17 protein-coding genes are annotated in these 18906 nt (G+C 72.5%); 10 read left to right on the top strand and 7 right to left on the bottom strand.

The annotated features are described in order from the left end of the window. The first annotated feature begins 215 nt into the window (after window positions 1–215). From ADL22_RS02585 to ADL22_RS02575, 3 genes are all read left to right on the top strand, one after another. Window positions 216–1049 carry a M55 family metallopeptidase gene (locus tag ADL22_RS02585; protein WP_066973361.1) on the top strand — a complete coding sequence of 278 codons (834 nt, stop codon included), beginning with the start codon at window positions 216–218 and terminating at the stop codon, window positions 1047–1049. Next, complete coding sequence (locus ADL22_RS02580; protein ID WP_066973358.1) at window positions 1042–2430, top strand: M20/M25/M40 family metallo-hydrolase; 1389 nt, start codon at window positions 1042–1044, stop codon at window positions 2428–2430. Before ADL22_RS02585 ends, ADL22_RS02580 begins: the two co-directional genes overlap by 8 nt. A 333-nt stretch (window positions 2431–2763) precedes the next feature. After that, window positions 2764–4554, top strand: a complete 1791-nt coding sequence (locus ADL22_RS02575; protein WP_107116209.1) for a CocE/NonD family hydrolase — start codon at window positions 2764–2766, stop codon at window positions 4552–4554. 87 nt (window positions 4555–4641) lie between these two features. On the opposite strand, the gene ADL22_RS02570 is transcribed toward ADL22_RS02575, so the two are convergent. From ADL22_RS02570 to ADL22_RS02560, 3 genes are all read right to left on the bottom strand, one after another. Next, entirely contained in the window at window positions 4642–4836 is a 195-nt protein-coding gene (locus ADL22_RS02570) for a ferredoxin (protein ID WP_066973356.1), read from the bottom strand. 47 nt (window positions 4837–4883) lie between these two features. Beyond that, window positions 4884–6071: a cytochrome P450 gene (locus ADL22_RS02565; RefSeq protein WP_066973354.1), complete on the bottom strand. Its 1188-nt coding sequence runs from the start codon at window positions 6069–6071 to the stop codon at window positions 4884–4886. Between the two features lie 183 nt (window positions 6072–6254). Then, window positions 6255–6950: a TetR/AcrR family transcriptional regulator gene (locus tag ADL22_RS02560; RefSeq protein ID WP_066973353.1), complete on the bottom strand. Its 696-nt coding sequence runs from the start codon at window positions 6948–6950 to the stop codon at window positions 6255–6257. 619 nt (window positions 6951–7569) lie between these two features. Between ADL22_RS02560 and ADL22_RS02550 the strand changes: the two genes are divergently transcribed. The 3 genes from ADL22_RS02550 (at window position 7570) to ADL22_RS02540 (ending at window position 10171) form a co-directional block, all read left to right on the top strand. Next, on the top strand, window positions 7570–9006 hold the full coding sequence (locus tag ADL22_RS02550) for a CoA transferase (RefSeq protein WP_066973348.1): 1437 nt from the start codon (window positions 7570–7572) through the stop codon (window positions 9004–9006). 125 nt (window positions 9007–9131) lie between these two features. Then, window positions 9132–9770 (top strand): GNAT family N-acetyltransferase, encoded by a 639-nt coding sequence (locus ADL22_RS02545; RefSeq protein WP_079063795.1) that lies wholly within the window; start codon window positions 9132–9134, stop codon window positions 9768–9770. After that, window positions 9767–10171: a glyoxalase superfamily protein gene (locus ADL22_RS02540; protein WP_066973346.1), complete on the top strand. Its 405-nt coding sequence runs from the start codon at window positions 9767–9769 to the stop codon at window positions 10169–10171. Before ADL22_RS02545 ends, ADL22_RS02540 begins: the two co-directional genes overlap by 4 nt. Window positions 10172–10218: 47 nt before the next feature. Here the strand turns inward: ADL22_RS02540 and ADL22_RS02535 are convergent, their stop codons facing one another. Then, window positions 10219–10554 (bottom strand): DUF6204 family protein, encoded by a 336-nt coding sequence (locus ADL22_RS02535; RefSeq protein WP_066973343.1) that lies wholly within the window; start codon window positions 10552–10554, stop codon window positions 10219–10221. Window positions 10555–10689: 135 nt separating this feature from the next. On the opposite strand from ADL22_RS02535, the gene ADL22_RS02530 reads away from it, so the two are divergent. The 4 genes from ADL22_RS02530 to ADL22_RS02515 all read left to right on the top strand — a co-directional run bounded on the left by ADL22_RS02530 (window position 10690) and on the right by ADL22_RS02515 (window position 15870). After that, the gene (locus tag ADL22_RS02530; RefSeq protein WP_066973341.1) at window positions 10690–11595 is read left to right on the top strand and encodes an arginase family protein; all 906 of its coding nucleotides are present in this window, start codon (window positions 10690–10692) and stop codon (window positions 11593–11595) included. A 108-nt stretch (window positions 11596–11703) separates the two neighbouring features. Beyond that, window positions 11704–13743, top strand: a complete 2040-nt coding sequence (locus tag ADL22_RS02525; RefSeq protein WP_066973339.1) for a DUF5107 domain-containing protein — start codon at window positions 11704–11706, stop codon at window positions 13741–13743. Window positions 13744–13919: 176 nt separating this feature from the next. Further along, on the top strand, window positions 13920–14840 hold the full coding sequence (locus ADL22_RS02520; protein WP_066973337.1) for an NADP-dependent oxidoreductase: 921 nt from the start codon (window positions 13920–13922) through the stop codon (window positions 14838–14840). Window positions 14841–15123: 283 nt separating this feature from the next. After that, on the top strand, window positions 15124–15870 hold the full coding sequence (locus ADL22_RS02515; protein WP_066973335.1) for a phosphotransferase family protein: 747 nt from the start codon (window positions 15124–15126) through the stop codon (window positions 15868–15870). A 276-nt stretch (window positions 15871–16146) separates the two neighbouring features. Here the strand turns inward: ADL22_RS02515 and ADL22_RS02510 are convergent, their stop codons facing one another. The 3 genes from ADL22_RS02510 to ADL22_RS02500 form a co-directional block, all read right to left on the bottom strand. Next, window positions 16147–16500 carry a VOC family protein gene (locus ADL22_RS02510; protein WP_066973332.1) on the bottom strand — a complete coding sequence of 118 codons (354 nt, stop codon included), beginning with the start codon at window positions 16498–16500 and terminating at the stop codon, window positions 16147–16149. A gap of 112 nt (window positions 16501–16612) precedes the next feature. Beyond that, the gene (locus ADL22_RS02505; RefSeq protein WP_066973330.1) at window positions 16613–17428 is read right to left on the bottom strand and encodes a class I SAM-dependent methyltransferase; all 816 of its coding nucleotides are present in this window, start codon (window positions 17426–17428) and stop codon (window positions 16613–16615) included. A 207-nt stretch (window positions 17429–17635) separates the two neighbouring features. Beyond that, a partial coding sequence (locus tag ADL22_RS02500) for a bifunctional phosphatase PAP2/diacylglycerol kinase family protein (RefSeq protein ID WP_066973328.1) occupies window positions 17636–18906 on the bottom strand: 1271 nt, incomplete at its 5' end.

Raw genomic sequence — 18906 nt, 5'->3', positions numbered from 1 at the left:
GTTGTTTTTCCCCTCCGCCCACCCCCCTACGGGGGGTGGGCGGGTCAGGAGCGAGGGGTGCGGCATTCCGCGGCCTGATCGATCGGCCCAGTTGATCTTCACTGGTCCAGACCTCCGGAGTTATCCACAGCCCTGGCAGGGGTGTTCACCGGCGCGTAACGTGATCGGTCAAGGGCCGCGCATACGCCCGCTGACCTGCGATGGGGCTGATAGCAGTGAAGATCCTGATCTCCGCGGACATGGAGGGTGCCACGGGCGTGACGTGGCCCGCCGATGTCCTGCCGGGCACGCCGCAGTGGGAGCGCTGCCGCCAGATGTTCACCTCGGATGTGAACGCGGCCATCGCCGGTTTCTTAGACGGCGGGGCCGACGCGGTGCTGGTCAACGAGGCCCATTGGACGATGCGCAATCTCCTGCTGGAGCAGCTGGACGAGCGCGCCGAGATGCTGACCGGCCGTCACAAGTCACTGAGCATGGTCGAGGGCGTGCAGCACGGCGACGTCGACGGCATCGCCTTCATCGGCTACCACACCGGCGCCGGCACGGAGGGCGTCCTCGCCCACACCTACCTCGCCAATACCCTCACCGGCGTCTGGGTCAACGGCATACGCGCCGGCGAGGGCTACCTCAACTCCCTGGTCGCGGCCGAGTACGGCGTGCCCGTGGTGCTGGTGACGGGCGACGACCGCACCTGCGAGGACGCCAAGGGGTACGCGCCGCAGGCGCCCGCCGTGGCGGTCAAGGACTATGTGTCGCGCTACGCGGCGGTGTGCCGCCCCCCGGCGCGTACGGCGGCCGAGATCCGGGCCGCGGCCCGCGAGGGCGCCGCGCTCGCGGTGCGTCACACACCGGTGTCCGGCGGCCCGTTCCGATTCGAGTTGGAGTTCGACGCCGAGCATCTGGTGGGTGCCGCGACATGCGTACCCGGCGTGGAGCGCTGCGGTGAGCGCCGGGTCGCGTATACCAGTCAGGACATGTACGAAGCCATCCGGTGTTTCAAGGCGGTCACCACGGTCGTCTCGTCCGCCGTGGAGGAGCAATATGGCTGAGAAGGAGCTGGCGGAGCAGCAGACCGCCCCGGACGCCGAGACGGTGGATCAGCAGGCCCTCGACGAGGTCGTACGGTTCACCTCCGAGCTGATCCGCATCGACACCAGCAACAGCGGCGACGGCAGCTGCCGGGAGCGCCCGGCGGCCGAGTACGTCGCCGAGCGGCTGGCCGAGGCGGGGATCGAGCCCGTCCTCCTGGAGCGCACTCCGGGCCGTACCAATGTCGTCGCCCGCGTCGAGGGCAGCGATCCGTCCGCCGACGCCCTGCTGGTGCACGGGCATCTGGACGTGGTCCCCGCCGAGCCCGCCGACTGGCAGGTCCACCCGTTCTCCGGTGAGGTCCGCGACGGCGTGGTCTGGGGCCGCGGCGCCATCGACATGAAGAACATGGACGCGATGATGCTGGCCACCGTCCGGCAGTGGGCTCGCAGCGGCATACGGCCCAGGCGGGACATCGTGCTGGCGTTCACCGCCGACGAGGAGGCCAGCGCCGAGGACGGCTCGGGATTCCTGGCCGACCGCCACGCCGGGCTGTTCGAGGGCTGCACCGAAGGCATCAGCGAATCCGGCGCGTTCACCTTCCACGCGGGCGATGGTATGCGGATCTATCCGGTGGCGGCCGGGGAGCGCGGCACCGCCTGGCTGAAGCTGACGGCCCTGGGCCGCGCCGGGCACGGCTCGAAGATCAACAATGACAACGCGGTGAGCCGGCTGGCCGACGCGGTGTCCCGGATCGGCGCGCACCGGTGGCCGGTGCGGCTCACCCCGACCGTCCGGGCCGCGTTGCGCGAACTGGCCGCGGTGCACGGCATCGACCTCGATCCCGAGGCGTCCGACGCCGACGTGGAGGTGCTGCTGGCCAAGCTCGGCCCGTCCGCCAAGCTCGTCGCGCCCACGGTGCGCAACAGCGCCAACCCCACCATGCTCTCGGCGGGTTACAAGGTCAATGTGATCCCGGGCTCGGCCGTCGCCTTCGTGGACGGCCGGGTCGTCCCGGGCGGCGAGGCGGAGTTCCGTACGACCATGGACGCGCTCACCGGCCCGGAGGTGTCCTGGGACTACCACCACGGCGAGGTCGCGCTCCAGGCGCCGGTCGACTCGCCGTCGTTCGCCGCGATGCGGGCCGCGATCGAGCGGTTCGACCCGGGCGGCCATGTCGTCCCGTACTGCATGTCCGGGGGGACGGACGCCAAGCAGTTCTCCCGGCTGGGCATCGCCGGCTACGGCTTCTCGCCGCTGAAGCTGCCAGAGGGGTTCGACTACCAGGCGCTGTTCCACGGTGTGGACGAACGGGTGCCCGTGGAGGGCCTGCACTTCGGCGTCCGGGTGCTCGATCACTTCCTGCGCGGGGTGCCGGGAGGTGGCGAACTGGCGGACTGAGCCCCGACCGGGAGGACGTACACCGGCCCACCGGCCTCGGCGGGCGGCAGGGAGAGGGGCACGCACCGTCACGGTGCCGGGTGGCGGCGCGGGGGCCCGAGCGGCGTCGTGCCGACGCCGGAAACGGTGCCCGGATGCGTCCTTACCGGCCCATCTCCCTTCAGTACGCCATGAACTGACGTCCTATCATCGGCGCGTTGTCAGGAGCGTTGACATGTCCGTTACTCGTGTCACACCATGAGCGCGCCGTTACCGACTGGTTGGTACGACGTTGCCTTTGTGGAGGTCTGCGTGCCCAGCGTGTCCCGAGCCGTGTCCCGCTCCGTACTCCGCATGTCCCTCGCACTGCTGACCGGCACCGCCCTCACCGCGCCCCTCGTCCTGAGCGCCCCCGCGGCCGCCGCGGGAGGGGCCACCGACCCGTTTACCGTTACCGCGCTGAAGGTGACCGTACGAGCCGGCGACCGCAACTGCGCGGTGGACGCGGACCTGTACCGCCCGCTCGGCGTCGACGCGGCGCACCCGGCACCCGCCGTCGTCACCACCAACGGCTTCGGCGGCAGCAAGGCGGACGGCTCGACCGCCGCCACCGCCCGGGCGTTCGCCGCCCGCGGTTATGTCGCGCTCGCCTACTCCGGTCTCGGCTTCGGCAAGACCGGCTGCCCGATCTCCCTGGACGACCCGCAGATCGACGGCCGGGCGGCGGGGCAGCTGCTCGACCTGCTGGCCGGGACGCGCACCGCCGACGACGGGACCCGCGTCGACTACATCACCAAGGACCGCCCCGGCGACCCCCGGGTCGGGATGATCGGCGGATCGTACGGGGGCGCGATCCAGCTGGCCACCGCGGCTGTCGACCACCGCGTCGACGCGCTGGTCCCGCTGATCACCTGGAACGACCTCTCCTACTCCCTCGACCCGAACAACGCCGACCGCGCCGGAGGCATCGGCGGTCCGGTGCCCGGGGCCTACAAGCGCCAGTGGACGAACGGGTTCTTCCTCATCGGCGAGGCCCAGGGGCTGCTGAACCCGGGGCTGGACCCGTCGCGGCTCGGCGGGGCCGGCTGCCTGCATTTCGTCGCCCCCGCCTGCCGCACCAAGCGGCTGCTGGACTCCGGCCGCTACCCGGCCGAGCAGACCCGCACGATGCTCCAGTACGCGCGCAGCGTCTCCCCGGTCTCCTACCTGAAATCCGTGAAGGCGCCCACCCTGCTCGTCCAGGGCGAGGCCGATACGCTCTTCAACCTCAACGAGGCCGCGGCCACCTACCGCGCCCTCACGGCCCAGGGCACCCCGGCCAAGATGATCTGGCAGGCGTGGGGCCACAGCGGCGGCATGAAGGACCCGGCGAAGGGCGAACTCGACCTCGGCAAGGGCAACTTGGACACCAGCTATGTGGGGCAGCGGATCCTCGCGTGGTTCGACCGCTATCTGCGCCACCGGACGGACACCGACACCGGACCGGCCTTCGCCTACTACCGGGACTGGGCGACGAGTGGTTCGGCGTACGCCACCTCGCCCGGCTATCCGGCGGGCGGGACCCGGCGGCTCTACCTCTCCGGTGACGGCACACTCGTCGACGACCCCTTCGAGGTGGCCCGCGGGAGCCGCGAGTACCGCAATCTGCGGGTGCCCACCAGCCATTCGGAAAACTCCCTGGCCGGCATGATCGGCCTTCCCGACCCGCAGCCCTACGACACCAAGGGGACGTATCTGGACTGGACGTCGGCGCCGGTGGCGGGCGGGCCGCTGGACGTGGTGGGCGCACCCAAGGTGACGCTGAAGGTCGTCTCGCCGCAGACCGAGCGGGTGCAGAACTCCTCCGACGCCGCCGACAAGCTGGTGCTCTTCGCCAAGCTCTACGACGTCGCACCGGACGGGCGGAAGACGCTGGTGCACCGGCTGGTGGCCCCGGCGCGGGTGCCCGATGCGACCCGGCCGTTCACCGTGGAACTCCCGGGCATCGTGCACCGCTACGAGCCGGGGCACCGCCTGCGGCTGGTGATCGCTGCCAGCGACTCCGCCTACGCGGGCAATCGCGGGGTGAAGCGCGTGACCGTCACCAGCGCCCCCGGTGACACCGGCGTCCTCGAACTTCCCGTCACCCAGGGCACTGTGCCGTAGGGCGACGAGGGGTGGCGCAGCGGCGGACGCCAGGGACGGCGCCGTGCCGTGCGCGCGGTGGTTCGCGCAGGGCCGGGCCGTCCGGTGTCAGTCCTCCGTGATCTCGATGGCCTGCACGGGGCAGGCGCGGGCGGCCTCCCGCACCATCGGGTCGCCCGCGCCGTCCTCCCGTCCCGGCAGCACCACGCTGAAGCCGTCGTCGTCCTGGTCGAACACCGAGGGGGCGTTGAGGACGCACTGGCCGGAGCCGATACAGACATCCGTGTTGATGGTGATCCGCATGTCCGGACCCTTTCGTGGCGGGCCGCCACCGGTGGTGCCGATCGGCGCTACCAGGCCAGCGGCAGTTCGATCATTCCTTGGAGAGTGTCCCCCGGCTTGAACGGAATCTCGGCAGCCGGGACGGCGAGTCGCAGACCGGGGATCCGCCCGAACAGCGAGCGGAGCGCTATCTCCATTTCGGCGCGGGCCAGATTCTGCCCCAGGCACTGGTGGATGCCGAAACCGAACGCCAGGTGGTGCCGCGCCGAGCGGCCGACGTCCAGCTCGTCCGGTGCCGGATAGGCCGCTGCGTCGCGGTTGATCAGCGAGGTGGGGAACACCACGCCGTCACCGGCCCGGATGGTCCGGCCGGCTATCTCGATGTCGTCGACCGCCACCCGCAGCATCCCGTCGGCTATCGACAGGAACCGCAGCAGTTCCTCGACGGCGCCGGGCATCAGGCTCTCGTCGGCCCGCAACCGCTCGATCTGCTCGGGGTGTTCGAGCAGCGTGAAGGTGCCGAGGGAGATCATGTTGGCGGTCGTCTCGTGCCCGGCGACCAGCAGGATCATCGCCAGCCGCATCAGTTCCTCGCGCTGGAGCGCCCCCGCCCGCAGCCGCTCGGCGATCAGCTCGTCCAGCAGGCCGTCGCCCGGATCCTTCTCCTTACGGGCTATCAGCTCCCCGAGATAGTCCTCCAGTTCGAGCCGGGCCTCCTCACTCTCCTCCGCCGTGGGTCCGCGCAGGATGCGGCGGGATTTCTCCTCGAAGAAGTCGTGGTCGGTGTACGGGACGCCGAGGAGGGAGCAGATGACCATCGAGGGCACCGGCAGGGCGAACGCGCTCACCAGCTCGGCGGGCGGGCCCTGCGCCAGCATGCGGTCCAGCAGTCCGTCCACGATCCGCTGGATCTCCGGCCGGAGCGCCGCGGTCCGCTTGAGGCTGAAGCTGGGGATCAGCATCCGCCGCTGGGTGTTGTGCTCGGGATCGTCCACGCCGAGCAGCGGTGTGCGCAGCCGCCGGGCGACCTCGAAGCGGGCCTGCGGGATGGGGAACGCCGGATTCTGCCGGTCGGACGACAGCCGCTGGTCGACCAGCAGGGCCCGGGCCTCGGCGTGACCGGTCACGGCCCAGATCTTCCGGCCGTTGTACAGCGCCACGTGGGACAGCGGAGCCGCCTCCCGGAGCGGGGCGTACGCAGACGGCGGGTGGTAGGGGCAGTCGCGGTCCTGGGGGAAGGAGAGGGTCTCGGTCACTGTTCCTCCCGTGCGGGTGGGGTGAGGTGCCCGTCAGGGGGACGCCGTCGCCGACCGGGCCGTTGGCATCCACCGCCGAGGCGGGCGGGTGCGCCGCGCTGATCTCCGTAGGTGTGCGGTACGCGGGGGACGTCTGCGCGCCCGGCGGTCAACCCGTCGCGCACACCGCCCCGTTGGCCGTCCTCACCCCCTCTCCGCGGTGGCCTCCGCCGTCTCGTCCTGCCGATTCGATGGGTGAACGTCCGGACCCGCCCCGGTCGTTCCCGCCGGAGACAGAAGAGTTTCGAGTACGGCGTCCAGATGCCGGTCGCGGTCGGCGCCGGCCGGGAGGGTCCCCGGAACCGCGTGGCTGAGCTGGCTGTGCCCCAGATACGCGGTGTACGCGAGCAGACCGCGCCGCCGCGCCTCGTCCTCGGGGAAGCCCAACTCGGCGAAGAGCCCGGCGATATGGCCGACCCGGCGGTCGGTGACCCGCGCGAGCGCGGCCGCCACCCGGGGGTCCGCCGCGGAGGCCAGCAGGGACAGCTCCAGGGGATCCTCGGCGGCCCGGTGGGTGGCCCGCAGGAAAAGCCTGCGGAGCCGCGTCCCCGGATCGGGCTCGCCGGCCGGCTCGTCGATCACGGCGGCGGTGCGGGTCTCCGCCCAGCGGTCCAGGGCGGCCTCGATCAGCGCGTCGCGATTGGCGAAGTGCCAGTAGAAGCTGCCCTTGGTGGTGCCCAGCCGGGCCGCGAGGGGCTCCACGGCGACCGCGGCGAGACCGCCCTCACCCATGGCCGCGAGGGCCGCGTCGGCCCAGTCCCGCACGGTCAGCCGCTGCCGGGCGCCGCCGCCGGCCGGCCCCTTCGCCCGTTCCTTCTCCCGCTCTCGCACCATGACCATACGCTACCGTACGGTCAAAACATACGCCACCGTATGGAGGTCCCCGGGCGCCGGGTCCGTGATGCCCGCAGCCGTACCGTCCACGCCTCGACGGAAGCCGTGGAAGCCCTGGTCATCCATGCCCTGGAGAGTCGGCCCCCGTTCGCCCGCCGCCTCGCCTGGTACCTCGCCGTCCGCCCCGTGCACATCACCGTTGTCGAGGAAGTCTTCGACAACGCCGAACGGGCGGCCACCGGCCGGCTCCGCACCCCCGCCCGCCGCACACCCTGGGTGCGGCTCCTCAATCGCCTCCAATGGGACGCCCCGACCGCCGCACCTCTCCCGGAAGGCGCTCGCGTGGCACGCAGTGCCTTTTCTCGTACGGACTTCCAAGGCGCCTGGCGGCTGGTCCTGCGCCCCGGCATGCCGCGCCCTCCCGAAGCTTGGGTCCGCTCGCTGCGCCGCGCACCGTTCCCCGTTCTCGCCCGCCAGGGGGCGAGAGCCTGCTCGGCAAGGACGCCCGGCACCTCGACACCCGCGCCCGCAGCAGGGGAGCGGTGGGCGGCTCAGGCTCCTTGGAGCGACGGGCAGTTGCGCATCGGCACTAGCCAAACATGGCACTCGGTGCCACACTCCCTTCATGGTGCAACGAGAAGCAACCGGCCTGCGGCACCACCACGGCACGGAACTGGCCTGGGCCGCGCTCGGCGGCGACCCCGCGCTCACCGAACGGATCTCCTACACCGGACCGCCCGGCCTGCTCGCCGCCCGGCTCCCGGTGATGGCCCTGGCCCGCTCCACGGTGGCCGTCTGCGCGCTCGCCGCGGCCGAACTGGCCGCCCGGCGCGACGGCGGCTCCCCGCCCGCCGTACGGGTCGACGACGGCGCGGTGGCCACCGCCTTCCTCAGCGAACGCCATCTGCGGATCGACGGCCGCCCCCTCACCGCGTTCGCGCCGTTCTCCCGCTTCTGGCGCACCGCCGACGGCTGGCTGCGCACCCACGCCAACTACCCGCACCACCGCGCCCGTTTGCTCGCCACCCTGGGCCTCCCGGAGAGCGCCGGCCCCGCCGACGCCGAGGCCCTCATCGCCGGGCAGCGCGCCGAGGACGTCCAGGAGGCCGTCTACGCGGCCGGCGGACTGGCCATCGCGGCCCGCACCCCCGAGGAGTGGGCCGCCCACCCGCAGGGCGCCACCGTGGCCCGCCACCCGCTGCTGACGCGGGAAACCCTTCCCACCGGCGCCCCGCCGCGCCCGCTGCCCGCCCTCGCCGGCCACCCGGTGCTGCCCGCCGCCGGGCTGCGCGTCCTGGACCTGACCCGGGTGATCGCCGGCCCGGTCGCCACCCGTACGCTCGCCCTGCTCGGCGCCGACGTCCTGCGCGTGGACGCCCCCCAGCTCCCGGAGAGCCAGGACGCGCACAGCGACACCGGGTTCGGCAAGCGCTCCACCGCCCTGGACCTCGGATCGCGCAGCGGCCGGGAGTCCTTCGAGGCGCTGCTCGCCGGGGCCGACGTGGTCGTGACCGGTTACCGCCCCGGCGCCCTCGACCGCTTCGGCCTCGCCCCCGGGGCCCTCGCCGAGCGCCGCCCCGGCCTCGTCGTGGCCCGGATCTCCGCCTGGGGCGACGACGGCCCCTGGGGCGGCCGGCGCGGCTTCGACAGCGTCGTCCAGGTGGCGACCGGCATCGCCGCCCTGGAAGCGGACGCCGACGGCACCCCGGGCGCCCTGCCGGCGCAGGCGCTGGACCACGGCACCGGATACCTGCTCGCCGCGGCCGTGCTCCGGGCGCTGACCGAGCAGGCCGACACGGGTGGTTCGCACCTGGCCACCTTCGCGCTGGCCCGTACGGCGCACTGGCTGATGACCGCCCTCGGGGACGAGCCGGCCACGCCCGGCCCCCAGGACACGGCGGCCACCGCCGCGGACTACGACCCCGGCCACCACCTCCGCGAGACCGACAGCCCCCTGGGGCGGCTGCGCCACGCGCTGCCCCCGGTGTCCTTCGACGGCGGGCCCACCAACTGGGCCACGCCACCGGGACGTTGCGGAACCGACGCGCCCGTATGGCGCTGAGCGACCCCTCGGCCCCAGGAGCGCCGCGGGCGCGGACCGGTTACCTCCCGGCCGCGCCCACGGCGCACCACCCGGACAACCGGAAACGGTTGGTCCGCCACGCCCGCCCCTCGTACGATCTGCTGATGACCAGCACCGACCGCTATCTCGCGCAGGGTCCCCGGGTGGCCATCCGCCCCTTCACCGAAGACGACCGGGCTGAATTCACCGCCCTCGCCCGGCAGTCCGCCGAACTCCACCGCCCCTGGCTCTTCCCCCCGGACGCCGACGACGCCTACGACGCCTACCTGGCGCGGCTGCGGGAGCCGCAGCGCGAGGGCTTCCTGATCTGCGAGCGCGACAGCGGCCGGATCGCGGGCTACCTCACCATCAACAACATCGTGCTCGGCGCGTTCCGCTGCGGCGCCATCGGGTACGGCGTCTTCGCGCACGCGGCGGGACGGGGCCTGATGAGCGAGGGCCTGCGCCTGGTCATGCGCTACGCCTTCGGCCCCCTGGGGCTGCACCGCCTGGAGGCCAATATCCAGCCGGCCAACAAGGAGTCGGTCTCCCTGGTCGAGCGCGCCGGCTTCCGCCTGGAGGGCTTCTCGCCGGACTTCCTCTTCGTGGACGGCGCCTGGCGCGACCACGAACGGTGGGCCATCACCAGCGAGATGCTCCAGGAGGAGGACGACGACGAGACCGACGAGGAGATCGACGGGTACCCCACCGGCTACCAGGACGGCCGGACACCGCGCGCCCACGAGGGCGGGGCGGCGGAATGAACGCCTCCCAGGAGTCGGCGGAGATCACCGTCCGCCGGGCGGTCCCGGTCTTCCGGATCTTCGATGTGCCCAAGGCCCACGACTTCTACGTCGGCTACCTCGGCTGCGCCATCGACTGGGAGCACCGCTTCGAGCCCGGAATGCCGCTCTACACCCAGGTCTCCCGGGGCGGCCTGGTGCTGCACCTCTCGGAGCACCACGGGGACGCCACCCCCGGCTCCGCGGTCCACGTGGAGCTGACGGGGGTGCGCGCCCTGCACGCCGAGCTGGCCGCCAAGGACTACCCGTACCTGCGCCCCGGCCTGGAGGAGGACGAGTTCGGTGCCGGCCTCCTCTTGACCGACCCCTTCGGCAACCGGCTGCGCTTCAACGAGCCGCACCCGGAGGGACAGCGGAACTGACGCGGCCCCAGGGGAGCCCGGGGACGCTGCCCAGAGGCGCGCCGCCGCTACCGGCCCTTCCGGTTGATCTTCATCGTGTCCATGTCGGTGGCGGTGGCGCGCAGTTCCCGGAAGCCCAGGCCCGCCGCCTTCAGCGCGGCCTCGGCCTTCTCCTCGCCGAGCGCGGCGGCCATCTCCTCGCCGTATTCGGCGTCCGAGACGATGACATAGCGGTAGCTGAAGGCGTGCAGCGCGGTGTCGTAGGTCAGTGAGCCCTCCGGCGTGAACGCCATCTGGCCCAGCCCGTGGTCGTCCACCTCGGCGAGCAGCTTCGCCCGGGCCTCGGCCGTGAGGTTGTCCCACTTGCCGCGGACGATCACTCGGTAGGTGTGCTGCGTGGCCATCTCCACCGCTTCCGTTCTGACGTCGCTGTTGTGCGGCTGTAGAGCGTATGCCGCCGGCCGCCGGACCGCCCGCGGATTTTCCGCAACCTCCTGCAACGAACAGCCGTCCGGGGGCCGCCCGTTAGGATCCCCGGCATGCGCCGGAACGTACTGATCGATGCTCCGTCCAACCTGGGACTGCGGCCGCCCGCCCCCGGGGTGGTGCCCGGTTGCTACAAGCTCGCCGGCGCCCTCCGGGAACAGGGGCTGCTGCGCCGGCTCGGCGCCCTGGAGGGCGGCGTGGTGGTGCCGCCCCGGTACGGCCTGGGCGACTGGCGCGAGGGGGACGGGGACTTCCACGCCCCGGCCATCGCCGCGTACAGCGTGCGGCTGGCCCGGCGGATACAGGGCCACGTCCGCGGCGGCGACTTCCCGGTGGTCCTCGGCGGTGACTGCAGCATCCTGCTCGGCGCGGTCCTCGCCCTCCGCCGGCTGGGACGGTACGGCGTCGCCTATCTGGACGGGCACGGAGACTTCCGCCATCCGGGGAACACCGACGTCTCCGGCCCCGTTGGCGCCGCGGCAGGGGAGGGCGTCGCCCAGATCACCGGGCGCGGCCAGTCCGACCTGACGGACATCGAGGGCCTCGGCCCGTACGTCCGCGACGAGGACGTGCGCCTCCTCGGGGTCCGCGACGCGGACGCGGACCAGGAGGAGCTGGCCCGGCTGGGCATCAGCTGCACCAACGTCGGCGAGATCCGGCGGCGCGGCCCGGAGGCGGTGGCCCGGGAGGCCCTGGCGCACCTGCAGAACTCCCCGCTGGACGGCTTCTGGATCCACCTGGACGCCGATGTGCTGGATCCCTCGGTGATGCCCGCGGTGGACAGCCCCGACCCCGGCGGCCTGTTCACCGGGGAACTGCGGGCGCTGCTCGCCCCGTTGGCGGCCTCGCCGCGCTGCGCCGGGATCACCGTCGCGATCTACGACCCGGACCGCGACCCCGACGGGTCCGGGGCGGTACTGCTGGCCGATCTCCTTGAGGGCGTCTTTGCGCAACCCTGACCGCACCTGGTCCCGAGGGCCCCTGGTCAGACGGGCGATCACGTTGTTCCATGGTCAACAGGGGGCCGCCGCAGCCGAGGCGGCCCGGCCCGACCTTGCGAGGCAGCCGTGGCCACGACTGTGCGACGCACCACCCTGACCCTGCCCATGGCCGCCCTCGGCCCGGACAACCCGCTCCCCGCGCTGCGCGCCGCCACCGACGTGCACCGCATCCGGATTCCCGAGGACGCCGGCCTGCCGGCCGATATGGCCCGTCAGATCGGCTACGCACCGCTGAGTTCGATCCTGCCCACCCGGATGCGGGATGGTTACGGACGGGACCGCCGGGAGACCGACCTCGACGCCCTGGTGATCGAGAACGACCGGTTGCGGGCGACCGTGCTCCCCGGCCTCGGCGGCCGCGTGTATTCGCTGCACCACAAGCCCACCGGCCGCGAACTCCTCTACCACAATCCCGTCATCCAGCCCGCCAACTTCGCCCTCAACGGGGCGTGGTTCTCCGGCGGCATCGAATGGAACATCGGCGCCACCGGGCACACCACCCTCTCCTGCGCCCCGCTGCACGCCGCCCGCGTCCCCGCCCCCGATGGCGGCGAGATGCTGCGGCTCTGGGAATGGGAGCGGCTGCGCGACCTGCCCTTCCAGGTGGACCTGTGGCTTCCCGCCGGCTCCGACTTCCTCCACGTCGGCGTACGGATCCGCAACCCGCACCACCACACCGTCCCGGTGTACTGGTGGTCCAACACCGCCGTCCCCGAGGACCCGCACACCCGCGTCCTGGCCCCCGCCGACGCCGCCTGGCACTTCGGCTACGAACGCACCCTGCGGCACGTGCCCGTCCCGGAGTACGCAGGGAGCGACCGCACCTACCCCCTGCGCAGCGAGTTCCCCGCCGACTACTTCTACGACGTCCCCACGGGCACCCGCCGCTGGATCGCCTCCCTCGGCCACGACGGCCACGGCCTGGTGCAGACCTCCACGGACACCCTGCCCGGCCGCAAGCTCTTCCTCTGGGGCGCGGGGCAGGCCGGACGCCGCTGGCAGCGCTGGCTCACCGAGCCCGGCACCGGCGGCTACGCCGAGATCCAGGCGGGTCTGGCCCGCACCCAGCTGGAACACGTACCGCTCGAAGCGGGCGGGGAGCTGAGCTGGCTGGAGGCGTACGGGCCGCTGGCCGCCGACCCCGCGGCGGTGCACGGCACGGACTGGGCCGCCGCGCGCGGCGCCGTCGAGACCCGGCTGGCGGCGGCCCTGCCGCGGGCCGAGGTCGACGCCGCCCACACGGCGTGGCTCCCGTATGCCGATCACGAACCGAAGGACCACCTGGCCACGGGCTCCGGCTGGGGCGCCCTCGAAACGGCCCGCACCGGCCTGGACCTTCCCGGCACACCGTTCGACCCGGCCACCCTCGGGGCCGAGCAGCAACCCTGGCTCATCCTGCTCCGGACCGGCGAACTGCCCGCCCAGGACCCGGTCCCCGGGCCCGGGCCGGTCTCCGCGCCCTGGCGCGAGCTGCTGGAATCCGCCAGTCCGGGACCCGCCGCCGAATACCACCTCGGCCTCGCCCAATGGCACGCCGGCGACCGGGCGCAGGCCGTCCGCAGCTGGGAACGCGCCCTGGCACACGGCGCCGGCTGCCTCCCCCTGTACTGCCTGGCCGTCGCCGAGTCCGAGGCGGGCGAGACCGCGCACGCCGCCGACCGCTTCGCCGAGGCGGTGGCCTGCGCCACCGGGGCGGCCGCCTCCGCCGGGGCCACCGGTGCCCGGAGCCGGCGGACGGTCCTGACCGCCCTCGTCCGGGAGGCGATTCCCGCACTGCTCGCGGCCGAACGGCCCGACGAGGCCGCCACGATGCTGGCGACGCTGTCCCCGGCCGAGCGCGCCACCGGTCGCTTCCGGCTCCTGGCGGCCCGGATCCTGCTCGCCCAGGGACAGCCGCGGGCGGCGCGCGAGGTCTTCGACGAGGGCTTCGAGATCGCCGACCTGAGGGAGGGCGCGGAGGCGTTGAGCGATACGTGGTACGCGATCGCCGAGCGGCTGGTGGCGGGCGACGGACCGGTCACCGCGGAACTCGCCGCTCGCGCCCGCGCGGAACACCCGCTGCCGGAGCGGTACGAATTCCGGATGCGGCCCGCTGAGGGGCCGTAGCGGCCGGTAGGGCCGATCCGGCCGGCGCGCAGCCCGCGGCGAGGTGAGGAGCGCCGTTGCGCCGTTCGGTATGTACGCGGCGCGCCGTCGCGCGGTTCGGCGGCATCGGCATATGCCACCTCCGAAAGATCCCCGACTCATGGAATCTTCGCCGACCGTCACGCGTTGTGACGAACATGAAGGCAATCACAGCAGACGGTTATGGCGGACCCGAAGTCCTCACCTACTCCGAGCAACCCGACCCCAAGGTCGGCCCCGACTCGGTGCTGATCAGAGTCAAGGCGGCCGGCGTCAATCCGGTCGACTGGAAGATCGTCGCGGGCTACCTCGACAGCATCATGCACGTCCACTTCCCGCTCATCCCCGGCTGGGACGTGGCGGGCGTGGTCGAGGCGGTCGGCGCCGACGCCACCGAATACGCGGTCGGCGACGAAGTCATCGGCTACGTCCGCAAGGACGAGGTGCAGCACGGCACGTACGCTGAACTGGTCGCCGCGCCCGTGCGCACCCTGGCCCGGAAGCCCGAGTCGCTCAGTTGGCAGCAGGCCGCGGGCCTTCCCCTCGCAGGACTCACGGCCTACCAGTCACTGAAAAGGATCGGAGTGAGAGCCGGCGACCTGGTGCTGGTGCATGCGGCCGCCGGCGGGGTCGGTTCGCTGGCCGTGCAGATCGCGGTCGCCGAAGGTGCCCGCGTGATCGGAACGGCCAGCGAGCGCAACCACGACTTCCTGCGGTCCCTGGGCGCCGAGCCGGTGACCTACGGGGACGGCCTGGCGGACCGGGTCCGCGCACTGGCGCCGAACGGCGTCGACGCGGCCCTGGACTTCGTCGGCGGCGGGGCGGTGGAAATCTCGCAGGAGGTGCTGAAGGACCGCGGCCGGGTGGTCTCGGTCGCCGACACCGACGTCAGGTCGAAAGGCGGCCACATGGTGTGGGTCAGACCGGACAGCACCGCCCTGACCGCCCTGGCCATCCTCGCCGACGCGGGAAAGCTGACCGTGCCGGTCGATACGGTGCTCCCCCTGTCCGAGGCCGCGGAGGCGTTCCGGCTCAACATGGCCGGCCGGACCCGCGGCAAGATCATCCTGGAGCCGTGAGGAGGCTTCCGAGGAGTCTGAAGACGTCCGGTCCGGCGTGAACGCGGGGGTGGGGTAGGCACGTGTGACGGGATGACGGGAGGGATGACCGCGCAGTCGGCAGGTACGAGGTCGTCACCACCGACATCGGGTTCCAGGACGGTGGCCACCTCGCTCCAAGGCTGATGGCCGTCGAAGCGGGGTGTTGCGATGAGGCCGCCGGGTAGTGGGGCGCGGGCAGCCGCGTTATCGCAGGCGATAAACCGGGCGACGTCGACAATCCACGCCGGGATACTGGTCGTTCATGGATGAGGTCAAAGTCGTCGTCGCCCATTCCGAGCGTGCGACGCTGCGCGTCGGCGATGTGTTCCTGAAGGTGGATGCCGATCAGGCGCGCATCGATGTCGAGGTCGAGGCGATGGGCCTGGTGCCGGTGCCGACCCCGAAGGTCTTGTGGCGCAAGCCGCCCGTACTCGCCATCACCGCGGTTCCGGGGACGGCGCTCGGGCGACTCGGGGAGCCGTCAAGCGCGTCCTCGGCGGCGTGGGCCGCGGCGGGTGCCGCCGTCCGGAAGTTGCATGACGCGCCGTTGCCGTCCTGGCCCGGCCGGGGCGGACAGAGCCTCGACGAGTTGGTGGCGGAGCTCGACGGCGAGTGCGAGTGGCTCGTGAGGAACGGCGTTCTGCCCGCTGAACTGGTCACCCGCAACCGGCAGGTGGCCGAGGCCGCGCTTCGGCCGTGGGCTCCGGTGTTCACGCACGGCGATCTGCAGATCGCGCACGTTTTCATCGAGGGTGACGAAGTTACCGGCATCATCGACTGGTCCGAGGCGGGTCAGGGGGATGCCCTGTACGACCTCGCCACCTTGACGCTCGGGCACGAGGAGCACCTCGGTGACGTCCTCGCCGGCTATGGCGCCGATGTCGATCTCGACGTGATCCGCGCGTGGTGGTCGTTGCGAAGCCTGCTGGCGGTTCGCTGGCTGGCCGAGCACGGCTTCGACCCGTCCGCGCCGGGCTGTGAGATCGACGTGCTGAGATCGCGGCTGTGAAGTGGCGCGGGCCTGACTGATGCCCGTGCCATATCGCTCCTTGCGCCACTCAGCGGTAGACGCCCAAGCCGGAGCCGTGCCCGGTTCGGCGCAGGGCAAGGGGGGACGGCCTGCGACTGACCGGACGCTCACTGACCGGACGTTCACGACCCGGACGTCGTGGTTTACGCGGGACGACCGGCGGCAGCGGCTCGATGTCCGCCCGCAACTCGTCGGGGGTCTCCCTCAGCAGGCCGTCAATCGTGGAGGTCCGGAAGCCCCATTTTGTTGGGGGTGTTAGGCCCCCTCGACTCGGTCGACGTATTCGAAGACTGAGCCGTCTGGGTGGCGGGCGATGACGTTGCGGCCGATGGGGGTCGGGAGGGGGCCGGCGATGATGTCGGCGCCTACGGCGGTGAGGTCGGTTACGGCCTCGTCGACGTTCTTGACGGCGATGGTTGCGGTGATCTTGCGGAGGACGGACAGCTCGGCCTCGGGGCCGCTCATGAGGAAGAAGCAGCCGACGGCCGCGACCGCCACCCCGCCGCGCTGGAAGCGGATCGCCTCGGCGCCGGTCAGCCGTTCGTAGACCGAGATCGCGGCATCGAGGTCGCCGACACATACCCGAAGTGAGGTCCCGAGAATGTCCATGCGGGGAAGCCTAGTTGGGCTGCTGGTGGCTGCGCGAACCTTGGTGATTGTGTGGCTGCGGTGTGCCGGCGCGGTGGGGGCGGGGTGGCGGAAGGGGGGGCCTGACGCTACGTCAGGCGCGGCACAGGATCTCGCCGTGCAGCATGGCGAACCAGCCGTCCTCCTGGGCGCCCCACTCGCGCCAGGCCGCGGCGATGCGGGTCAGATCGTCCGGTGTGGCGTGCCCGCCTTCGACGGCGACCTCGGCGTAGCTGGAGGCGACGGTGCGCTCCGCCCACAGTTCGGACCACCAGGTCCGCTCCTCGGGTGTCTGGTAGCACCAGGCGCTCGCGGTGGCGGTGATGTTCTCCTGGGGGAAGCCGGCCTCGCGGGCCCAGGCGTGCAGTCGGCGTCCCGCGTCCGGCATCCCGCCGTTGGCGCGCGCCACCCGCCGGTACAGGTCCAGCCAGTCGGCCATGCCGTCGACCTCCGGATACCACGTCATGGTCGCGTAGTCCGAATCGCGGACGGCGACGATACCGCCGGGCTTGGTGACCCGGCGCATCTCGCGCAGGGCCTGCACGGGATCGCCCACGTGCTGCAGGACTTGGTGGGCGTGGGTCACGCAGAAGGTGTCGTCGGGGAAGTCCAGGGCGTGGACGTCGCCGACCGCGAAGCGGACGTTCTCCACGCCGCGGGCGGCGGCCGTGGCGCGGGCCTGCTCCAGGACGCCGGGGGCGTGCTCCAGGCCGGTGACCTGGCCGTCCGGTACCAGGGCCGCCAGGTCGGCGGTGATGGTGCCGGGGCCGCAGCCGATGTCCAGGATCTGCATATGAGGGCGCAGCGAACTCAGCAGGTACGCAGCGGAGTTGGCGGCGGTGCGCCAGGTGTGCGAGCGCAGTACGGACTCATGGTGCCCGTGGGTGTACACGGCGGATTCCTGCGGCATGGTCGGCTCCTTCGCGGACATCGGGGGCTACCGCACCAGGCCGTCCGTGACGGGCCACGGCCGGGTGCGAGCCCTGCGGTGTTGCTGTGGCACCACCGTAGCGCTGCGTCTCGTATTGCGAGAGTGGCGTCTTGTTATATGGACACTGTGGGTGGCGATGTCAGGTGGGCAATGCCAGGCGGGCAACTCCTCGCGGAGGGGCGGGGGTCAGGTGGGGAGGTGGCGGTAGACGGTGAGGGCTTCGGGGTGTTTTTCGAGGGTCAAGTTGCTTGAGGCCGGGGCTACTTCGCCGTCGTAGGCGAGTGGGGTGCCCTGGGGGAGGCCGCTGAGGCGGAGGCGGGGCAGGCGGGCCTCGGTCAGGACGGGCGAGCGGCGCGGGGTGCCCAGCAGGGCGGCCAGGAGGAGCCGGGTCCGGGCGAGCCTGCCGCCGTGGACCACCCGGACGTCGAGCACGCCGTCGGCGAGGTCGTGCCGGCGTACCGGGGCGGCGCCCAGGCCGCGGTACTGGCAGTTGCCGGCGAACAGCATCCAGACGGTGCGCCGTTCGCCGTTGATCTCCACACTCAGCGGCTCGCAGGTGCGCAGGACGTGCCAGGCGGCGAGGACCCCGGCGGGCCAGGGGCCGATCCGGTGCGCCCAGCGTTCCCGGATGCGTACCAGCTCCGGATAGACGCCGATGGAGAAGGTGTTGAGGAAATAGTGGCCGTTGGGGTCCGGCCCGGAGGCGGGGAGGGGCAGGTCCGGCCCGGAGGCGGAGCGGGTCGGGGGCGGCCCGGAGCGGAAGCGGGCCAGGTCGACGGCGACGGCCTCGCCGCTCCCGATGGCGCGGGCCGCGTCCGCGTAGCTCTCGATGCCTAGGTCGTAGGCGAAGTGGTTGAGGGTGCCGCCCGGTAGGACGGCGAGCGGCAGGCCGTGGCGTACCGCGACCGCGGCGGCCGCGTTGACCGTGCCGTCGCCGCCGAGCACCCCGAGCGCACCGCCCTGTTCGCGGGCCAGCTCGGCCGCTTCCGCCAGCCCCTCGTCCAGGGACGGGCCGTCCGGGGCGCCGCACACCATCACCTTGGCGTCCGGGAGTACGCGGCGCACTTCCGCGGTGCGGTCGGGGAGCGGGCCGGACCGCTGGCCGGAGCCCGGGTTCGCGACGACGACCAGCCCACGGCCGCCGGGCAGCGCGGGGGCTTCGGCGCGCGGCCGGGCCGGCGGGGCGAGTTGGGAGCGGGTGGGCGCCATGCCGCGGATCGCGTAGGCGGCGCCCACCCCGAGTGCCGCGCCGGCCAGTACGTCGCCCGGGTAGTGCACACCCGTATAGACGCGGGAGAACGCCACCGAGGCCGCGACCGGCGCCAGGGCGAGGCCCCACCACGGTTTCTCGAAGGCGACGCCGGTCGCGAAGGCCGCCGCCGAGGCGGCGTGCCCGGAGGGGAACGAGGAGGTGAACGGCTGCCGGCGGACCCGCCGTATCGCCGGGACGGTGTCCA

Source organism: Streptomyces sp. NRRL F-4489, from assembly GCF_001509485.1.
Taxonomy (GTDB): domain Bacteria; phylum Actinomycetota; class Actinomycetes; order Streptomycetales; family Streptomycetaceae; genus Streptomyces.
Note: the sequence above shows the minus strand (reverse complement) of the source record. Positions and strands in the feature narration are given on the sequence as shown.

Excerpts from the sequence above, each read along its gene's own strand:
- ADL22_RS02540 (WP_066973346.1), top strand. The coding sequence starts at position 9,767 with ATGAACGCCTCCCAGGAGTCGGCGGAGATCACCGTCCGCCGGGCGGTC.
- ADL22_RS02560 (WP_066973353.1), bottom strand. The coding sequence starts at position 6,950 with ATGGTCATGGTGCGAGAGCGGGAGAAGGAACGGGCGAAGGGGCCGGCC.
- ADL22_RS02520 (WP_066973337.1), top strand. The coding sequence starts at position 13,920 with ATGAAGGCAATCACAGCAGACGGTTATGGCGGACCCGAAGTCCTCACC.
- ADL22_RS02550 (WP_066973348.1), top strand. The coding sequence starts at position 7,570 with ATGGTGCAACGAGAAGCAACCGGCCTGCGGCACCACCACGGCACGGAA.
- ADL22_RS02570 (WP_066973356.1), bottom strand. The coding sequence starts at position 4,836 with ATGCGGATCACCATCAACACGGATGTCTGTATCGGCTCCGGCCAGTGC.
- ADL22_RS02535 (WP_066973343.1), bottom strand. The coding sequence starts at position 10,554 with ATGGCCACGCAGCACACCTACCGAGTGATCGTCCGCGGCAAGTGGGAC.
- ADL22_RS02575 (WP_107116209.1), top strand. The coding sequence starts at position 2,764 with ATGTCCCTCGCACTGCTGACCGGCACCGCCCTCACCGCGCCCCTCGTC.
- ADL22_RS02515 (WP_066973335.1), top strand. The coding sequence starts at position 15,124 with ATGGATGAGGTCAAAGTCGTCGTCGCCCATTCCGAGCGTGCGACGCTG.
- ADL22_RS02545 (WP_079063795.1), top strand. The coding sequence starts at position 9,132 with ATGACCAGCACCGACCGCTATCTCGCGCAGGGTCCCCGGGTGGCCATC.
- ADL22_RS02580 (WP_066973358.1), top strand. The coding sequence starts at position 1,042 with ATGGCTGAGAAGGAGCTGGCGGAGCAGCAGACCGCCCCGGACGCCGAG.
- ADL22_RS02530 (WP_066973341.1), top strand. The coding sequence starts at position 10,690 with ATGCGCCGGAACGTACTGATCGATGCTCCGTCCAACCTGGGACTGCGG.
- ADL22_RS02505 (WP_066973330.1), bottom strand. The coding sequence starts at position 17,428 with ATGCCGCAGGAATCCGCCGTGTACACCCACGGGCACCATGAGTCCGTA.
- ADL22_RS02510 (WP_066973332.1), bottom strand. The coding sequence starts at position 16,500 with ATGGACATTCTCGGGACCTCACTTCGGGTATGTGTCGGCGACCTCGAT.